Annotated in this window: 19 protein-coding genes; 2 read left to right on the forward strand and 17 right to left on the reverse strand. The window is 70.0% G+C overall.

Features of this window, described 5'->3' with window-relative positions; translation table 11 throughout:
- Positions 1 to 32: 32 nt before the first annotated feature.
- From tatA to ABZ862_RS23500, 9 genes are all read right to left on the reverse strand, one after another.
- A complete protein-coding gene (tatA, locus tag ABZ862_RS23460) occupies positions 33 to 323 on the reverse strand; it encodes a Sec-independent protein translocase subunit TatA (RefSeq protein ID WP_360961056.1) in 291 nt (96 codons plus the stop codon).
- Positions 324 to 583: 260 nt separating this feature from the next.
- Positions 584 to 778 carry a hypothetical protein gene (locus tag ABZ862_RS23465; RefSeq protein ID WP_360961058.1) on the reverse strand — a complete coding sequence of 65 codons (195 nt, stop codon included), beginning with the start codon at positions 776 to 778 and terminating at the stop codon, positions 584 to 586.
- A 45-nt stretch (positions 779 to 823) separates the two neighbouring features.
- Complete coding sequence (locus ABZ862_RS23470; RefSeq protein WP_360961194.1) at positions 824 to 1,084, reverse strand: hypothetical protein; 261 nt, start codon at positions 1,082 to 1,084, stop codon at positions 824 to 826.
- A gap of 92 nt (positions 1,085 to 1,176) precedes the next feature.
- On the reverse strand, positions 1,177 to 2,229 hold the full coding sequence (locus ABZ862_RS23475; RefSeq protein ID WP_360961060.1) for a WYL domain-containing protein: 1,053 nt from the start codon (positions 2,227 to 2,229) through the stop codon (positions 1,177 to 1,179).
- Between the two features lie 18 nt (positions 2,230 to 2,247).
- Complete coding sequence (locus tag ABZ862_RS23480) at positions 2,248 to 3,225, reverse strand: WYL domain-containing protein (protein WP_360961063.1); 978 nt, start codon at positions 3,223 to 3,225, stop codon at positions 2,248 to 2,250.
- Between the two features lie 153 nt (positions 3,226 to 3,378).
- Entirely contained in the window at positions 3,379 to 3,750 is a 372-nt protein-coding gene (locus ABZ862_RS23485; RefSeq protein ID WP_360961066.1) for an FKBP-type peptidyl-prolyl cis-trans isomerase, read from the reverse strand.
- A 73-nt stretch (positions 3,751 to 3,823) separates the two neighbouring features.
- Positions 3,824 to 4,828: an FKBP-type peptidyl-prolyl cis-trans isomerase gene (locus ABZ862_RS23490; RefSeq protein ID WP_360961069.1), complete on the reverse strand. Its 1,005-nt coding sequence runs from the start codon at positions 4,826 to 4,828 to the stop codon at positions 3,824 to 3,826.
- A gap of 126 nt (positions 4,829 to 4,954) precedes the next feature.
- Complete coding sequence (gene pafA / locus ABZ862_RS23495; RefSeq protein WP_360961072.1) at positions 4,955 to 6,316, reverse strand: Pup--protein ligase; 1,362 nt, start codon at positions 6,314 to 6,316, stop codon at positions 4,955 to 4,957.
- Between the two features lie 9 nt (positions 6,317 to 6,325).
- A complete protein-coding gene (locus ABZ862_RS23500) occupies positions 6,326 to 7,585 on the reverse strand; it encodes an MFS transporter (RefSeq protein WP_360961075.1) in 1,260 nt (419 codons plus the stop codon).
- A 120-nt stretch (positions 7,586 to 7,705) separates the two neighbouring features.
- On the opposite strand from ABZ862_RS23500, the gene ABZ862_RS23505 reads away from it, so the two are divergent.
- Positions 7,706 to 8,728 (forward strand): LacI family DNA-binding transcriptional regulator, encoded by a 1,023-nt coding sequence (locus ABZ862_RS23505; protein ID WP_360961197.1) that lies wholly within the window; start codon positions 7,706 to 7,708, stop codon positions 8,726 to 8,728.
- 108 nt (positions 8,729 to 8,836) lie between these two features.
- Here ABZ862_RS23505 and prcA read toward each other — a convergent pair whose 3' ends face one another.
- The 6 genes from prcA to arc form a co-directional block, all read right to left on the reverse strand.
- Positions 8,837 to 9,616, reverse strand: a complete 780-nt coding sequence (gene prcA, locus ABZ862_RS23510) for a proteasome subunit alpha (RefSeq protein ID WP_360961078.1) — start codon at positions 9,614 to 9,616, stop codon at positions 8,837 to 8,839.
- Between the two features lie 61 nt (positions 9,617 to 9,677).
- On the reverse strand, positions 9,678 to 10,523 hold the full coding sequence (gene prcB, locus ABZ862_RS23515; RefSeq protein WP_360961081.1) for a proteasome subunit beta: 846 nt from the start codon (positions 10,521 to 10,523) through the stop codon (positions 9,678 to 9,680).
- Entirely contained in the window at positions 10,475 to 11,065 is a 591-nt protein-coding gene (locus ABZ862_RS23520) for an endonuclease VII domain-containing protein (protein WP_360961084.1), read from the reverse strand. The genes prcB and ABZ862_RS23520 overlap by 49 nt, the downstream gene beginning before the upstream one ends.
- Before the next feature lie 8 nt (positions 11,066 to 11,073).
- Complete coding sequence (locus tag ABZ862_RS23525) at positions 11,074 to 11,292, reverse strand: ubiquitin-like protein Pup (RefSeq protein WP_360961087.1); 219 nt, start codon at positions 11,290 to 11,292, stop codon at positions 11,074 to 11,076.
- A 189-nt stretch (positions 11,293 to 11,481) separates the two neighbouring features.
- Positions 11,482 to 12,993 (reverse strand): depupylase/deamidase Dop, encoded by a 1,512-nt coding sequence (dop, locus tag ABZ862_RS23530; RefSeq protein ID WP_360961090.1) that lies wholly within the window; start codon positions 12,991 to 12,993, stop codon positions 11,482 to 11,484.
- A 255-nt stretch (positions 12,994 to 13,248) separates the two neighbouring features.
- Positions 13,249 to 15,015: a proteasome ATPase gene (arc, locus tag ABZ862_RS23535; RefSeq protein ID WP_360961093.1), complete on the reverse strand. Its 1,767-nt coding sequence runs from the start codon at positions 15,013 to 15,015 to the stop codon at positions 13,249 to 13,251.
- A 234-nt stretch (positions 15,016 to 15,249) separates the two neighbouring features.
- Here arc and ABZ862_RS23540 point away from each other — a divergent pair, with 234 nt between their 5' ends.
- Complete coding sequence (locus ABZ862_RS23540) at positions 15,250 to 15,567, forward strand: ferredoxin (protein WP_360961096.1); 318 nt, start codon at positions 15,250 to 15,252, stop codon at positions 15,565 to 15,567.
- Between the two features lie 69 nt (positions 15,568 to 15,636).
- Here ABZ862_RS23540 and ABZ862_RS23545 read toward each other — a convergent pair whose 3' ends face one another.
- Both ABZ862_RS23545 and ABZ862_RS23550 read right to left on the reverse strand, forming a co-directional pair.
- Positions 15,637 to 16,215: a hypothetical protein gene (locus ABZ862_RS23545; protein ID WP_360961099.1), complete on the reverse strand. Its 579-nt coding sequence runs from the start codon at positions 16,213 to 16,215 to the stop codon at positions 15,637 to 15,639.
- Positions 16,216 to 16,542: 327 nt separating this feature from the next.
- Entirely contained in the window at positions 16,543 to 17,445 is a 903-nt protein-coding gene (locus ABZ862_RS23550; protein WP_360961102.1) for a tRNA (adenine-N1)-methyltransferase, read from the reverse strand.
- Positions 17,446 to 17,496: the final 51 nt, after the last annotated feature.

The raw sequence follows: 17,496 nt of genomic DNA on the forward strand, positions 1-17,496 counted from the left end.
CATGCGGCGGGCCGGGGGGTTCCGGCCCTGCGTCAGCGCTGGGTGGTGTCCGTCGGCTCGTTGACCGGGCGGGCGCTGCTCACGTCGCCGGGGGCCGCCTGGATGGTGCGCTGCGCGGGGGGCTGCTCGCCGGTGCCGGGCGCCGGGGCGGGCGCGGCGGCGTTGCTGTTGCCCTCTTCCTTCATCGCCTTGGCCTCGCTCTTGAGGATGCGCGCGGACTTGCCGAGCGAGCGGGCCATGTCCGGAAGCTTCTTCGCGCCGAACAGCAGGATGATGACGACGAGGATGAGAATGATCTCGGGAGCTCCGAGCCTTCCGAACATAAGTCTTTACCTTCTCACCGAGGCGGCTGGGGGGTGGGACTGTCCGACCGATCGGACAGGCAGGACTGCCGTGTCGGCAGCGATCGTAACGCTCGGGGGTAAACGTGAGGCAATCCCCGTGCGTACTCCCGGTCAGCGATACGGGCCTCGATCTCCGCACCACGATCAGCAGCGTACCCGCCGCGGAGGGGCGGGTGACAGAGCGAGGCGGCGGGCGGCCCGTCCGGCACCGGACGCGACGGCCGTACCCGGCCGTCGCGTCACAGGGAGTCCGCGCTGCGCGCCGTGCTCACGGCGGCCCGCTCCAGGTCCTCGGCGGCGCGGCTGATACGGAGCGCGGAGTCCGACACCTGACGGCCCAGCCGCCGCGCCTCCACGAACACCCGGACGGCGAGAACCCCCAGCACGGCGAGCCCCGCGAACCCCAGCGCCACCGCGCACATCGGCCAGAACATGTCCCCGAGCCTAGCCTGTCCGGCCCGCCCTCCCCGCGGGCCGCCCTACGCGGTGGAGTGCAGCCGCAGCGTCCTGACGCCGCCGCCGGTGAGCAGTTCGACGATCCGCTCGCCCGCCGGTTTGCGCACAGCGGCGCCGCACTCGGGGCAGGTGAAGGAGTAGAACGTGGTGCGGCTGGTGGCGCCCACGGCCAGCAGCAGGGCGCTCGCGCCGAGTTCGAAACGGCCGCGGCAGTCCGGGCAGCCCGCCCGGAACACCACCGGCGAGGCGGCTCTCATCCCGGCGAACGCCGCCGCCACCGACATCCTGCGCGCCCCGGTCGCCCCGGCCGCCCCGGACACATCCGTCACACCCGTCGCACCGGCGGCACGCGGCACACCGGACGTCGCCGACTCGCTCACAGCCCCTGCTCCTGCCTGTCGGACAGCCTGCCGTCGGCCGCGCCGTCCGCCGCGCTCCCGTCAGCCGCGGCCTCGTCATAGGCGGCGAGCGCCGCTCGGGCCGCGTCCCGGGCGCTGGCGGCCAGCTCCGGCGGGGACACGATCCGCCCGTCACGGCCCAGCCGCAGCGCCAGACGTCTCAGCGACGCCGGATCGGGAGTGCGCAGCGTGATGCGCAGCCCGCCGTCGGCACGCTCGTCCGCGCTGTCGTGCGGGTAGTACTCCGCGACCCAGCGGCCCCCGGGCCCCACCTCGACGACGACCTCCGGATCCTCCGCGGCCGGCTGCACCAGCGCCTGCGACAGATCCCGCAGCTCGATCTCCGGCGGCGCCGACGGCTCGTCCAGCACCCGGATCTCCGCGACCCGGTCCAGCCGGAACGTACGGCGCGCCTCCGAGCGGTAGCACCACCCCTCGACATAGGTGTGCCCGACACTGACCAGACGGATCGGATCGATCTCCCGCTCGGTCACCTCGTCACGGGCCGGGGAGTAGTAGCGGATCCACAGCCGGCGGCGCTCCGAGATCGCCCGGTCGACGTCGGCGAACACCCCGCCCTCCGACTCGAACGTCACCGAGAGACGGGAACTCGCCCCGGCCGCCTCGCCCGCCGCCGTCTCCACCTTCGCGGTGGCGCGCAGCAGCGCCTGCCGGTCGCTCTCCCGCAGCCCCGGCAGCGTCGCCACCGCACGCGCGGCCACCAGCAGCGCCGTCGCCTCGTCGGCGGCCATCCTCAGCGGCTCCGCCGCCTCCGCCTCCAGCGCCGACGGATTGTGCCACCAGATCCGCTCACCGTCGGTGTCGATGTCGAGCAGATCGCCGCCGCGGAAACTGGTGCCGCACATCGGCAGCACATCCAGATCGCCGACCAGCTCGTCCTCGGTGATCCCGAAGGCGCGCGCCACGTCCTCGATCCGGGCCCCCGGACGCTCCCGCAGATAGGTCACCAACGACAGCATCCGCCGGGTCTGGTCGATGGCGTTCGCCGCCCTGACCGGTTTGCCTGCCACAGTCCTGTCCGCTCCCCCTCAGCCCCCGGCCACCGCGCGCAGCCGGTCCACCACGTCCGCCCGCAGCTCAGCGGGCTCCATCACGACCACGTCCGGACCGAACTCCACCAGCCACGCGTCCAGACCGTGCCCGTACGGAACATCCAACTCGTCCCACCCGTCGCCCAGTTCCCGCACAGCGGTGGCTTTCGCCCGAAGGGGGTAGCCGGCGCCCCCGCGCAGCCGGATCCGCGCGCTGCGGTCGGTGATCTCCCCGGCCCACCGCGCCACCGTCTCACGGACCGTGACGACATCGGGCACCGGCACGGTGAAACGGGCCGCCCGCGAACGCGCCTTGCCCGTGATCCGCGACAGCCGGAACACCCGCTCCGCACCCCGGTCCCGGTCCCAGCCCGCCAGATACCAGTGGCCGCGCCAGCACTCCAGCGCCCACGGCTCGACATGCCGCGCCTCGGGCTCCGCCGCGTTCGCCTTCCGGTAGTCGAAGACGACCGGACGCCGGTCACGGCAGGCCAGCATCAGCGGCTCGAACGCCGCCTCGTGCACCGGGATCCGCGGCTCCAGCGCACCGTGCGCCCCGTACGGGTCGACGTCCTCGGGCAGCCCCGCCGCGCGCAGCTTCTGCAGCGCGCCGCTCGCCGCACCGGCCAGCCGGGCCTGCTGCCACACCTTCGCGGCAAGACCCAGCGCCGCGGCCTCCTCGGCGTCCAGGGTGATCGGCGGCAGCCGGTTGCTGTCACGGCGGGCCAGATAGCCGACGTCCCCGTCCAGGTTCTCCACGGTCTCGATGACCAGGCCCAACTCGCGCAGATCGTCCTTGTCGCGCTCGAACATCCGGTTGAACGAGTCGTCGGACCCGCTGCCGCCCCGGTCCGGCCCGAACGCCTCCATATAGGCCTCGATGGACTCACGCAGCTCACGCTTGCTGAGCGGCCGCCTCGTCCCCAGCAGACACAGCGCCAGGTTCATCAGCCGCTCGGCCTTGGCAATGGCCATCGACGCCCTTCGCCTTCCCTATGGTGCTTACGAGCGACGACCGTACCTCTCCCCCGCGCCCCGGCGAAAGCGGAGGGCCCGCGCCCCGACGGGCACGGGCCCCGCAAGACCCCCTCAGGGGCCCGGTCCTGTGATGCTCAGACGCCCAGCTGCTCAGACGCCCAGCAGGTCGACCACGAAGATCAGGGTCTCCCCCGGCTGGATCGCCGGCGTCGGGCTCTGGTTGCCGTAGGCGAGGTGCGCCGGAATGGTCAGCTGACGACGGCCGCCGACCTTCATGCCCTCCACACCCTGGTCCCAGCCCTTGATGACCCGGCCCCCGCCCAGCGGGAAACGGAACGGCGTGCCACGGTTCCAGCTGGCGTCGAACTCCTCACCCGTGCTGAAGGCGACACCCACGTAGTGCACGGTGACCGTCTGACCCGCCTGGGCCACCGGACCGTCGCCCTCCCAGATGTCCTTGATCTCGAGGTCCGCCGGGGGCTGACCGCCGGGGAAGTCGATCTCGGGCTTCTCGATGTTCACGTCTTTCAGCTCCTGCTTGTCCACGGAAAGGCAACAGGGACCAGTCTTACATCACCCGGCCGTCCACCGGACCTCACATCGCCGCCAGGATGTCCACCGAGAACACCAGCACCGAGTCCTTCTTGATCCCGCTGCCCGACGGCGGGTTGTTGCCGTAGCCCAGGCTCGGCGGCACCACCACCAGCACCCGGCTGCCCACCTTCTTGCCCGCGAGACCCTGCGCCCACCCCTTCACCACCTGCTGCAACGAGAACGACGTCAGCGCACCCCGCTCGTACGAGGAGTCGAACAGCTTGCCGTTCTCCCACAGCACGCCCTGGTACTGCACCAGCACCGTGCTGGTCTCCTTCAGCACCGGCCCGTCGCCCTCGAGGACGTACTCCGACACCAGCCCCTTCGGCGCCGCCGTCTTCGGCACCTTGATCTCCGGCGCCTTGCCGTCCGTGTTCGTACCGACCACCGGCAGCTTCGCGTCCGTCTGCGGGACCTTCTTGCCCTGCGCCGAGCTCTTCGCGTCGAACGCCGCCTGCACATCCGCCACGAACACCAGCGTGTCGGTGCCCTTGATCCCCGCCTGCGAGTTCCCCGACGTGCCATAACCCCAGGTCGGCGGCACCGAGAACTCCACCCGGCTGCCCACCTTCTTCCCCGTCAGCGCATACCGCCAGCCGTCGATGATGCTGCCCTGCGCCAACTGGATCACCAGCGCGGTCTTACGGTCGTACGAATTGTCGAACACCTTCGCGGTGTCCCACACCTGCCCCAGATAATTCACCTGCACATAGTCGTTCTCCGCGATGATCCGGCCACCCCCCGCGATCACCGTCTTCACCGCCAGCTGCTTCGACGGCTCCCCCGGCCCCTTCGCCACCGTCGGCTTCTCGTCGAACTTCACCCCGGCCGTGATCGCCGGCAACGGACCCGCCACGATCTTCGGAGGCGGCGCCGCCGACGTCGCCGCAGCCGACGGCGACGCACTCGCACTCTCCTTGCTCGAAGCGGACTTGCCACCGCCGCACCCGGCGACAGCGACCAGTCCAGCGGGAACAGCGGCAAGCAGAAGAGAGCGTCGGCGCACGGTCAGGCCTCATCGTCGGTCGATCCTGTGAATGGAACGCGCGCAACTCTACGGCGTGAGAAGGGCGCCGCACCGGAAAGGTACGACGCCCGCGTTGCGCTCCGGCGTCACCGCCCACGCAACCCCTCACATACCGGCGATCAGCTTCTCCACCCGGTCGTCCACCGAACGGAACGGGTCCTTGCACAGCACCGTCCGCTGCGCCTGGTCGTTCAGCTTCAGATGCACCCAGTCCACCGTGAAGTCCCGCCGCTGCTCCTGCGCCCGCCGGATGAAATCACCCCGCAGCCGCGCCCGCGTCGTCTGCGGCGGAACCGACTTCCCCTCGAAGATCTTCAGATCGTCGCAGATCCGCGCCGCCTGCCCCTTGCGCTCCAGCAGGTAGTACAGACCCCGGCGCCGGTGGATGTCGTGATACGCGAGGTCTATCTGCGCCACCCGCGGATGCGACATCGTCATGTTGTGCTTCTCCCGGTACCGCTCGATCAGCTGGTACTTCATCACCCAGTCGATCTCGGTACCGATCCGGTCCAGGTCCTCCGACTCGATCGCGTCCAGCGTCCGGCCCCACAGCTCCAGGACCTGCTCCACCGTCCCCGTCCGGATCCCCCGGCGCTCACAGAAGTCCACGGCCTTCTCGTAGTACTCCCGCTGCACCTCCAGCGCCGACGCCTCCCGGCCGCTCGCCAGCCGCACCTTGCGCCGGCCCGTGATGTCATGACTGACCTCACGGATCGCCCGGATCGGGTTCTCCAGCGTCAGATCCCGCATCACCGTGCCCGCCTCGATCATGCGCAGCACCAGATCGGTCGCACCGACCTTCAGCAGCATCGTCGTCTCGGACATGTTCGAGTCGCCCACGATCACATGCAGCCGGCGGTACCGCTCCGCGTCCGCGTGCGGCTCGTCCCGCGTGTTGATGATCGGCCGCGAACGCGTCGTCGCCGACGACACACCCTCCCAGATGTGCTCCGCCCGCTGACTCACGCAGTACACCGCACCACGCGGCGTCTGCAGCACCTTCCCCGCACCGCAGAGCAGCTGCCTCGTCACCAGGAACGGGATCAGGATGTCCGCGAGCCGGGAGAACTCCCCGTGCCGCGCCACCAGATAGTTCTCGTGGCAACCGTACGAGTTGCCCGCCGAGTCCGTGTTGTTCTTGAAGAGGTAGACGTCGCCCGCGATTCCTTCCTCGTGCAGGCGTCGCTCCGCGTCCACCAGAAGCCCTTCGAGAATGCGCTCCCCGGCCTTGTCGTGCGTGACCAGTTCGGTCACATTGTCACATTCGGGTGTCGCGTATTCCGGATGTGACCCCACGTCCAGATACAGCCGGGCCCCGTTCCTCAGAAAGACATTGCTGCTCCGACCCCATGACACGACACGGCGGAAGAGGTACCGAGCCACTTCGTCAGGCGACAGCCGACGCTGTCCCCTGAACGTACACGTGACGCCGTACTCGTTCTCCAGCCCGAAAATGCGGCGGTCCATGCCTGAACATTACGCCCGATCCACCGACCTGAAACGGGGTTCGGCCGCACGATTTGGATCATTTTCCGGTGAACCCGCAACCACCCCACCCCCACCGGGAACAGCCAGGACCCTCCCACCGGCCACCAGAACCAGCAACGCCACCGCCCCCGCCCCACCCGGCACCGCGAACCCCCACCCCGCCCCGCCCGCCTCCACCACCGGCCCCGCAAGACCCGTCCCCACCGACGCACCCACCGTGAACGTCGTCACCAGCCACGAGAACGCCTCCGTCACCGTCCCCGCCGGAGCATGCCCGTCCACCAGCACGAACGCACACGCGATCGACGGCGCCAGGAACACCCCCGCCACCCCCGCCAGCACCGTCATCGCCACCGGACCCGGCACCAGCGCCAACGGCACGTAACACACCGCCAGCAACCCCACCAGCACCCGCAACCGCCGCTCCGGCGCCCCCGCCCACCGCCGCGCCCCGTACGCCGTACCGCCCACCAGCGCACCGAGCCCCACCGCGGCCATCAGCCACCCGTACACCGCGTCACCACCGTGCCCGTCCGCGTACGACAGCGCCGCCACCGTGATCGCCCCCAGCGCCACCCCCACGCACAGGAACGCCCCCAGCAGCACCAGCAGCCCCCGCGAACGCAGCGCACCCAGCCAGTGCGCCTCACGCGGCGCCGAACGCCACGCCCGCGACGGCGGCGACACCACCACCGACAGCGCGCCCAGCACCCCCACCGCACTCAGCACCACCAGCGCCGCCCGCGCCGACCACACCGACGCGCACAGCGTCACCAGCAGCGGCCCCACCGTGAACAGGACCTCCTGCGCCACCGCGTCCAGCGCGTACGCCGTCCGCACGTCCTCCCCGTCACCCAGCACGTCCGGCCACAACGCCCGCAGACCGCCCTCCAGCGGCGGCGCCGCCACCCCCGCCACCACCGTCGCCGCGTACGCCAACGGCAGCACCCCGACCCCCGACCACGCCAGCACCACCGTCGCCAGCGCCGACACCAGCGCCGCCGGCAACTGCACCCGCGGCTGGCCGTACAGATCCACCAGACGCCCCAGCACCGGCTGACCCACCGCGTTCGACACCCCGTACACCGCGGCCAGCGCCCCCGCCAGACCGTACGTACCGCCCTCGGCCCGCACGAACAGCACGATCGCGAGCGCCGCCACCGCGTTCGGCAACCGCCCCGCCAGCGTCCCGGCCAGCAGCCGCACGGCATGACGCGCCCTGAGGATCTCCACATAACCCGCGGCCATCGTCCGCCCCTCCCACGTCGGCGACGCCCGGGACGGACGCCTCAAGTTTTACGTATAACCCACCTTGCCATACGTAGCATGAACGCTGTTCCCCCGTCCGGACGACAGAGCGGACCACCGGTGGCACGCCCGACCACGCACCCGACCAGCCGCGACGTCGCCCAGGCCGCAGGCGTCTCCCAGGCCGCCGTCTCCCTCGTCCTCGGCGACAAATGGCACGGCCGCGTCTCCGAACCCACCGCCCAGCGCGTCCGCGACGCCGCACGGCAACTCGGCTACCGCCCCAACCTCGCCGCCCGCAACCTCCGCCTCGGCCACACCCGCACCGTCCTCCTCGTCGTCCCCGCCCTCACCACCGAATTCTTCGCCGGCGTCTACACCGGCGCCGCCCGCGTCGCCGCCGACCACGGCTTCGGCGTCGTCCTCTACCCCTCCCCCCAAGGCATCGGCCCCGCCCGCAACCCCTTCGCCTCCGCCCGCGCCGCCCTCGACGGCGTCATCGCCTCCTCCATGGCCGCCGACGCCCTCACCGCCCTCCACGACGACCGGCTCCCCCTCGTCATGCTCGACAGCGACCCCACCGCCGGCCCCGGCACCACCACCGTCAACCTCGACATCGCCGACGGTACCCGCCAGATCGCCGAACACCTCCTCGGCCTCGGCCACCGCCACTTCCTCCACCTCGCCGCCGACATCCCCTCCTGGACCTTCGACGTCCGCGCCCGGGAACTCACCCACCGCCTCACCACCGTCCCCGGCACCACCCTCCGCACCGCCCGCGCCGCCCTCACCATCGACGCCGCCCGCACCGCCACCGAGACCGCCCTCACCACCGCCCCCGGCACCACCCGCCCCACCGCCGTCGTCTGCGACGACGACCAACTCGCCGCCGGCGCCTACAAAGCCGCCCGCCGCCTCGGCCTGCGCATCCCCGACGACCTCTCCGTCACCGGCCTCGACGACCTCGCCCTCGCCACCGCCATCGACCCCGAACTCACCACCGTCCACCTCGACGCCGAACTCTTCGGCGCACGGGGCATGCACGCCCTCCTCGCCGTCCTGGACGGCCGCGAACCCGACGCCGGAGACATCCCCGTCCACCTCGTCGTACGAGGCTCCACAGCACCCCCACAGGCCCCCTGAAACCCCCTGAAGCCCTCGGTGAAGCCACACCCCGCCCCGGACACGCCTGTGCCCCGGCCGACCCACCGACCGGGGCACAGGGCGACACCAGGCGCCACACCAGGGGCGCTACTTCTCCTCGGAACCCCCCGAGCCGTCCGGACCACCGGACTCCTCGGAACCCTCCGCCTCGACGGCCGGCTCCCCGCCGCCCGCCTCCAGCAGCCGCGCCAGCTGCGGACCCACGATCCGCCGGAACTTCCGCTTCTGCGGACGCGTCCGGTCCAGCACCGCCACCTCGAGACGCTCCGCCGGAATCTCCCGCTGCGTCCCGTTCGTGTCCCGCGACAACGCCTGCACCGCCAGCCGCAGCGCCTCCGCCAGCGTCATCCCGTCCCGGTGCCGCTGATCCAGATACGTACTGATCTGCTCGGCGTTACCACCCACCGCGACCGAACCGTGCTCGTCCACGATCGACCCGTCATGCGGCAACCGGTAGATCTGATCCCCCTCCGGGGTCTCCCCCACCTCCGCCACGACCAGCTCCACCTCGTACGGCTTCTCCGCCGCCGAGGAGAAGATCGTGCCCAGCGTCTGCGCGTACACGTTCGCCAGACCCCGCGCCGTCACATCGTCACGGTCATAGGTGTAACCCCGCAGATCGGCATACCGCACACCACCGATCCGCAGATTCTCGTACTCGTTGTACTTACCGGCCGCCGCGAAACCGATCCGGTCGTAGATCTCACTGAACTTGTGCAACGCACGGGACGGATTCTCACCGACGAACACGATGCCGTCGGCGAACTGCAGCACCACCAGACTGCGACCACGCGCAATGCCCTTCCGGGCGTACTCCGCACGGTCCGCCATGGCCTGCTGAGGCGATACATAGAACGGCGTCGACACCGGTCAACCGTCCCTTCCTGTCGAAGTCACTGCGATCACCCTGAAAAGACCCGGCCCCGCACTACAGCAGCGCCGCCCGCGGACCGTCCGGCTCCTCCAGACGCCGCGCCAGCACCGCACGCGCGATCTCCGACGTCTCGTCCTCCGTCAGCCGCCGGAAACCGTCGTCGGTGATCACCGTGATGATCGGGTAGATCCGGCGCGCCACATCGGGACCACCCGTCGCCGAGTCGTCGTCCGCCGCGTCGTACAACGCCTGCACCACCAGTGTGGTCGCCTGCTCCTCCGACAGGTCCGGACGGAACAGCTTCTTCATCGCGCCCCGCGCGAAGATCGAACCCGAACCCGTCGCCGCGTACCCGTGCTCCTCGGACCGGCCGCCCGTCACGTCGTACGAGAAGATCCGCCCCTTGCCCCGGTCCACGTCGAACCCCGCGAACAGCGGCACGACCGCCAGGCCCTGCATCGCCATGCCCAGGTTCGACCGGATCATCGTCGAGAGACGGTTCGCCTTGCCCTCCAGCGAGAGCTGCGCGCCCTCGACCTTCTCGAAGTGCTCCAGCTCCAGCTGGAACAGCTTCACCATCTCGACGGCCAGGCCCGCGGTGCCGGCGATGCCGACCGCCGAGTACTCGTCCGCCGGGAACACCTTCTCGATGTCCCGCTGCGCGATGACGTTGCCCATCGTGGCCCGGCGGTCACCGGCGAGCACCACGCCGCCGGGGAACGCCACCGCCACGATCGTCGTCCCGTGCGGCGCCTCGATCACCCCCTGGACGGGGGGCAGCTGACGCTTGCCGGGCAGCAGCTCCGGCTGGTGCTCGGAGAGAAAGTCCATGAACGAGGACGACCCAGGCGTCAGGAAGGCAGCTGGTAGACGCCCGGTGCTACGAGTGTTGGCTTCCACACGTTTCCTTCCAGATAGGCTGCGGCCCGGCGCACGATGTCGGGATCGTCACTCAACTTGCCGATGGCCGAATTGCAGTTGAAGCACAGTACGCCACGGACCCTACCCGTCTTGTGGCAGTGATCCACATGTACGCCGGGCTCCTTCAGACAGATCACACAGAGCCCCTTCTGTGAAGCGAGGAGCTCGTCACGCTCGGCTTCGGTCATGCCGTAGCTCCGCTTGAGGTGCCCGGCACGCCCTTCGGCGGCCCGGCACGCCTTGCACCGGGTCGACAGGCCGTCGGAGGCGGTGGCGTTGCGGTGCCACTCGCTCCAGGGCTTGACCTCTCCGCACGACCGGCAGAGCTTGTGCCCCTCAGGCACATCAATCTTCTCGCGGACGCTTCTGCCTCTGGCCTTCTGTCGACGTCGGTAGTACTCGGCAGCGCATTCGCGACAGTTGGTCTGCAGCCCGTCAAGCCGTGACCTGTTCCTGGCGAATGCGCTGACCGGAAGCACTTCCTGGCACGTCGAACACTGCTTCGAACCCCCGTTGTTCATGGATGTGACTACTGTCCACCCTTTTGAACAAATGAGCGAACGAAGTCCTCTGCGTTCTCCTCCAAGACATCGTCGATCTCGTCAAGAACCGAGTCCACGTCGTCGCTCAGCTTCTCGTGGCGTTCCTTGAGGTCGCCCGAGGCCTGGGCGTCCTGGGTCTGCTCCTCGGTCTCCTCGCTGGTGTGCGTGGCCTTCTGCTGTCCGCCGCCGGTGTCCTTGGTAGCCATAAAGCTCACCCCGCTCGTTTCGCCCGACATGGGTCGGCAGGTCGGCTTTCCTGCCGATCGGTGGTGATCAGACCCTACAAGCCGGGTCTGACACAGGTCCCGCAGTTTCTCCAACGTACGAGGACCATCTCGATGATTCCCGGGCGGGAGGGTTTCCACCCCGCCCGGTACGTCCGCCCCGGGGCCGGATCAGCCGCCGGAGAGCACCCTGACCAGGTCTTCCGCGGTGCGGCAGCGGTCCAGGAGTTCCTTGACGTGATTTCGCGTTCCGCGTAGCGGTTCGAGGGTTGGGACGCGCTGGAGGGAGTCGCGCCCCGGGAGGTCGAAGATCACGGAGTCCCAGGAGGCGGCCGCGACGTCGTCGGCGTACTGCTCCAGGCAGCGGCCGCGGAAGTAGGCGCGGGTGTCCTCGGGGGGCGTGGTCCTGGCCCGCTCGACCTCGGTCTCGTCGAGGAGGCGCTTGATGCGGCCGCGGGCGGCCAACCGGTTGTAGAGGCCCTTGTCGGCGCGTACGTCGGCGTACTGGAGGTCGACGAGCTGGAGGCGGGCGGCGTCCCAGCCGAGGCCGTCGCGGCGGCGGTAGCCCTCCATGAGCTCGCGCTTGGCGACCCAGTCGAGTTCGCCGGCGAGGCTCATGGGGTCGTTCTCCAGCCGGTTGAGGGTGTCCTCCCAGCGGGCCAGGACGTCCTTGGTCTGGTCGTCGGCGTCGGCGCCGTACCGCTCCTCGACGTACTTGCGCGCCAGTTCGTAGTACTGCATCTGCAGCTGGACGGCGGTGAGGGTGCGGCCGCTGCGGAGGGTGACGAGGCGCTTGAGGGTGGGGTCGTGGGAGACCTGGTGGAGGGTGCGGACGGGCTGGTCGACGGCCAGGTCCACGGCGATGAAGCCGTCCTCGATCATGGAGAGGACGAGGGCGGTGGTGCCGAGCTTGAGGTAGGTGGAGATCTCGGAGAGGTTGGCGTCGCCGATGATCACGTGGAGGCGGCGGTACTTCTCCGCGTCGGCGTGGGGTTCGTCGCGGGTGTTGATGATGGGCCGTTTGAGGGTGGTCTCCAGGCCGACCTCGACCTCGAAGTAGTCGGCGCGCTGGCTGAGCTGGAAGCCGTGCTCGTGGCCGTCCTGGCCGATGCCGACGCGTCCGGCGCCGGTGACGACCTGGCGGGAGACGAAGAAGGGCGTGAGGTGGCGCACGATGTCGGAGAAGGCGGTCTCCCGCTTCATCAGGTAGTTCTCGTGCGTGCCGTAGGAGGCGCCCTTGTTGTCGGTGTTGTTCTTGTAGAGGTGGATGGGCTGGGCGCCGGGGAGCGCGGCGGCGCGTTCGGCGGCCTCGGCCATGATGCGTTCGCCGGCCTTGTCCCACAGGACGGCGTCGCGGGGGTTGGTGACCTCGGGGGCGCTGTACTCGGGGTGGGCGTGGTCGACGTAGAGGCGGGCGCCGTTGGTGAGGATGACGTTGGCGAGGCCGATGTCCTCGTCGGTGAGCTGGCTGGAGTCGGCCGTCTCGCGGGCGAGGTCGAAGCCTCGGGCGTCCCGCAGGGGGTTCTCCTCCTCGAAGTCCCAGCGGGCCCGGCGGGCCCGGTGCATCGCCGCCGCGTAGGCGTTGACGATCTGGGATGAGGTGAGCATGGCATTGGCGTTGGGGTGGCCGGGTACGGAGATGCCGTACTCGGTCTCGATGCCCATCACTCGCCGTACGGTCATGCGGCCCTCCTTGCCCGGCGGCGCCCTCGGTCGTGGGCGGCGCTCTCGTCCCGCCGGCGCTCCGGTGCGTGTGCGGTGCCCGTCCCCGCACGGTGCGACTCGGCGGTACCGACGAGCCTAGAACGCCGTCGGCCCGGTGGGGAGATCATTTGCGTCATTGCCTTGCTCCAGCCTGCCCGGGTCCTGTTCCGGGGGGCCCGGAAAAGCAGCGGGCTGCGGGTGCCCGGTGGGGGCACCCGCAGCCGCCCTTCGTTCTTACAGGTACTGCCCGGTGTTCGCCACCGTGTCGATGGAGCGTCCGGTGTCGGAGCCCTGCTTTCCGGTGATGAGGGTGCGGATGTAGACGATCCGTTCGCCCTTCTTTCCGGAGATGCGGGCCCAGTCGTCCGGGTTGGTGGTGTTGGGCAGGTCCTCGTTCTCCTTGAACTCGTCCACGCAGGCCTGGAGGAGGTGGGAGACGCGGAGGCCCTTCTGGCGGTGGTCGAGGAAGTCCTTGATCGCCATCTTCTTGGCGCGGCCGACGATGTTCTCGATCATGGCGCCGGAGTTGAAGTCCTTGAAGTAGAGGACTTCCTTGTCCCCGTTGGCGTAGGTGACTTCCAGGAAGCGGTTCTCCTCGGATTCGGCGTACATGTGTTCCACGGCCGTCTGGATCATGCTCTGGACGGTGGTGGCCTTGCTGCCGCCGTGCTCGCCGACGTCGTCGGAGTGCAGCGGGAGGCGCTCGGTGAGGTACTTGCCGAAGATGTCCTTGGCGGCCTCGGCGTCGGGGCGCTCGATCTTGATCTTCACGTCGAGCCGGCCGGGGCGCAGGATGGCGGGGTCGATCATGTCCTCGCGGTTGGAGGCGCCGATGACGACCACGTTCTCCAGGCCCTCCACGCCGTCGATCTCGGCGAGGAGCTGGGGGACGATGGTGTTCTCCACGTCCGAGCTGACGCCGGAGCCTCGGGTGCGGAAGAGGGATTCCATCTCGTCGAAGAAGACGATGACGGGGGTTCCCTCGCTGGCCTTCTCCCGGGCCCGCTGGAAGACGAGCCGGATCTGGCGCTCGGTCTCGCCGACGTACTTGTTCAGGAGCTCGGGGCCCTTGATGTTGAGGAAGAAGCTCTTGCCGGCGGCCTGGCCGGTGACCTCGGCGACCTTCTTGGCCAGCGAGTTGGCGACGGCCTTGGCGATGAGCGTCTTGCCGCATCCGGGGGGTCCGTAGAGCAGGACGCCCTTGGGCGGGCGCAGTTCGTGCTCCTTGAACAGGTCCGGGTAGAGGTACGGGAGCTCGACGGCGTCGCGGATGGCCTCGATCTGGTTGCCGAGGCCGCCGATCTGCTCGTAGCCGATGTCGGGGACTTCCTCGAGGACGAGTTCCTCGACCTCGCTCTTGGGGACGACCTCGTAGACGTAGCCGGAGCGGGGTTCGAGCAGCAGGGCGTCGCCGGCGCGGATGGTGACGTCCAGCAGCGGCTCGGCGAGCCGCACCACCCGTTCCTCGTCGGTGTGCCCGATCACGAGGGCCCGCTCGCCGTCCTCGAGGATCTCCTTGAGGGTGACGATGTCGCCGACGCGCTCGTACTCCATGGCCTCGACCACGTTGAGTGCCTCGTTGAGCATGAGCTCCTGGCCGCGCCTGAGGCCGTCGAGGTCGACGCTCGGGCTGACGTTCACGCGGAGCTTGCGGCCGCCGGTGAAGATGTCGGCGGTGCCGTCGTCGTTGCCTTCGAGGAAGACGCCGAAGCCGGCAGGCGGCTGGGCGAGCCGGTCGACCTCTTCCTTCAGGGCGACGATCTGGTCGCGCGCTTCGCGGAGCGTGCCGGCGAGTCGCTCGTTCTGGGCGGACACGCCGGCCAGGTTGGTCTGCAGCTCGACGATCCGCTCTTCGAGAATTCTCGTGTGTCGCGGAGAGTCGGCGAGCTTGCGGCGCAGGACGGCGATCTCCTGCTCGAGATAGGCAATCTGCCCGGACGGGTCTTCGGACCCTCGTCCCGGGCGGATGCCGCGGTTCATGTCGTCGTCGTGGACTGCCACGGTCCTCACCTCCTCCGAATGGGAGCTGGACGCTTCCAGACCCTACCTGGGTGGGTGTCGATTGAAACCCCTAGATCACAAAGACTGTCGGGGATCGTCCGATCTTCACCCTTGCGCTCTCCCTCGTGCGAGGGGAATACCCACTGAACGTGAGGGGGAAGCGGGCGAAGGTAGGGTCAAAGTGTTCAACACCCGTCGGAGCTGGCCTGATTCCCGGTGCGGCCCGGCAAGGAAATGTCAGGGGAGTGTGGCGTGGGAAAGGATTCCGGGCTCGGCGGTACGGCTCTGGAGGTGTGGATCGACCAGGATCTGTGCACCGGGGACGGGATCTGCGCGCAGTACGCCCCGGAGGTGTTCGAGCTGGACATCGACGGTCTGGCGTATGTGAGGGGCGCCGGGGACGAGCTGCTGCAGGCGCCCGGTGCGGTGGCGCCGGTGCCGTCGGCGCTGCGGGAAGAGGTGGTGGACTCGGCGCGGGAGTGTCCGGGCGAGTGCATCCATGTGCGGCGGGTTTCGGACAGGGTGGAGATGTTCGGTCCCGACGCGGAGTGATCGTCCGGGGACGTATCGTGATCACTGTCTGTTTGGTCACACCGGCGGGCTCCGGGCGCCGGGCGCGGGTCAGACGGTCCGGGCCCGGCCGGGTGTCGAGCGTATGAACGCGCCGTCCTTCCACTGCCACTTGGCGGGGGTCTTGAGGTCGGGGCAGCAACTGGGCACGTCGGAGGTGGAGTAGCCGAGGAGGGTGGCGGTGACGGCGCCGGAGCGGACGGCGAAGTCGGTGACGGTGAGCCGGTCCTTGGGGTCGACGAGGGTGGCGACGACGCGGGTGGTGCGGGCGGCGGTGCGGGTGAGGACGTAGACGGCGTCCGGCGGGGTGCCCATGGCGGAGTCGCAGTGGACGACGGCCACGGTCTCGGGGGCGCCGTCGCCGTCGAGGTCGCCGGTGGCCTTCTTGGCGACGAGGGTCTTGACGGGGCCGCAGTCGAGGGGCCAGTGCACGCCGGTGGTGCCGGGCGGGGCTGCCGGGGCGTGCGCGGACTGGGGCCGGGTGCCGGCCGTCTTCTGTGCGGCGGTCGCGGGTCCTGGCTGCAGGACGGCGGAGAGGGCGATGACACCGGCGATGGCGGTGGCGGTCGCGACCCAGTGGATGGGCTGGGTGGTGGTGTGTGCGAGTTCCGGGACCGCGGGGTGCTGCACGAGGAGTGTCTCCTGCGAGGGGTGTGCCGGTGGGGGCGAGGGGGGGTGGCCAGCATCGTGCCACAGGCCACGGGGCGGGGGAACAGCCGGGGGCGGCGTTCGGCGACTTGATTTCGCGGTGTCGCCCATGTCACCGGGCCCGCCGGTGCCGTGAGCGGGGGCGGGGCGGTCCCTGAGCCGGTGGGCGGCTGCCTCAGGGGTGTTCGGGGTGGTGCGCGGGGTGTTTCTGGCGTGCGGTCAAGGGGCCGTGCGGCCGGCGGAGTTCCCGTTCGGTCCTGGGGAACTCCGCCGGGCCGACCGTGTGTTGGACGGGGGCGGGCGCCGGGGTCAGCGGGCGGTGCCGCCGTCGGCGTTGGGGCCGGCGTAGTCCTCGCCGTAGGCGCCCTTGGCGGGGCGGCGCCGGCGCATGGGCGGTTCGACGCCGTCGGCGAGGCGGCGGGCGGTGAGCAGGAAGCCGGTGTGGCCGATCATGCGGTGGTCGGGGCGGACGGCGAGTCCTTCGATGTGCCAGTTGCGGATCATCGTCTCCCAGGCGGTGGGCTCGTTGAAGGAGCCGATCTCGCGGATGGACTCGACGGTCCGGGCGAGCTGGGTGGTGGTGGCGACGTAGCAGCACAGGATGCCGCCGGGGACGAGTGCCTTGGAGACGGCCTCGAGGCATTCCCAGGGGGCGAGCATGTCGAGGATGACGCGGTCGACGTCGGTGTCGCTGAGGTTGTCCTGGAGGTCGCCGACGGTGAGCTGCCAGGCGGGGTGGGGGTCGCCGAAGTAGCGTTCCACGTTCTGCCGGGCGATCTCGGCGAAGTCGGCGCGGCGCTCGTAGCTGTGCAGCATGCCCTGGTCGCCGATGGCGCGCAGCAGGAAGCTGCTGAGCGATCCGGAGCCGACGCCGGCTTCGACGACGCGTGCGCCGGGGAAGATGTCGGCGAAGGCGAGGATCTGTCCGGCGTCCTTGGGGTAGACGACGGCGGCCCCGCGGGGCATGGACAGGACGTAGTCGGGGAGCAGGGGGCGCAGCGCGAGGTAGGCGACGTTGCCGGTGGTGCGGACAACGCTGCCCTCGGGATGGCCGATCAGTTCGTCGTGCGGGAAGGAGCCCTTGTGGGTGTGGAAGTTCTTCCCGGCTTCGAGCGTGAACGTGTAGTGGCGGCCCTTGGGGTCGGTCAGCTGTACCTGGTCCCCGACCTTGAAGGGCCCGCGCCTGCGGGCGGCACCGGTCGGTTCGGACATGTGCCCAGCCTACCGGCGTTCGGGGGGCGGGCGGACCAGTGCGGGGACCGG

The sequence above is a fragment of the Streptomyces sp. NPDC047000 genome (genome assembly GCF_040644295.1).
Lineage (GTDB): Bacteria > Actinomycetota > Actinomycetes > Streptomycetales > Streptomycetaceae > Streptomyces.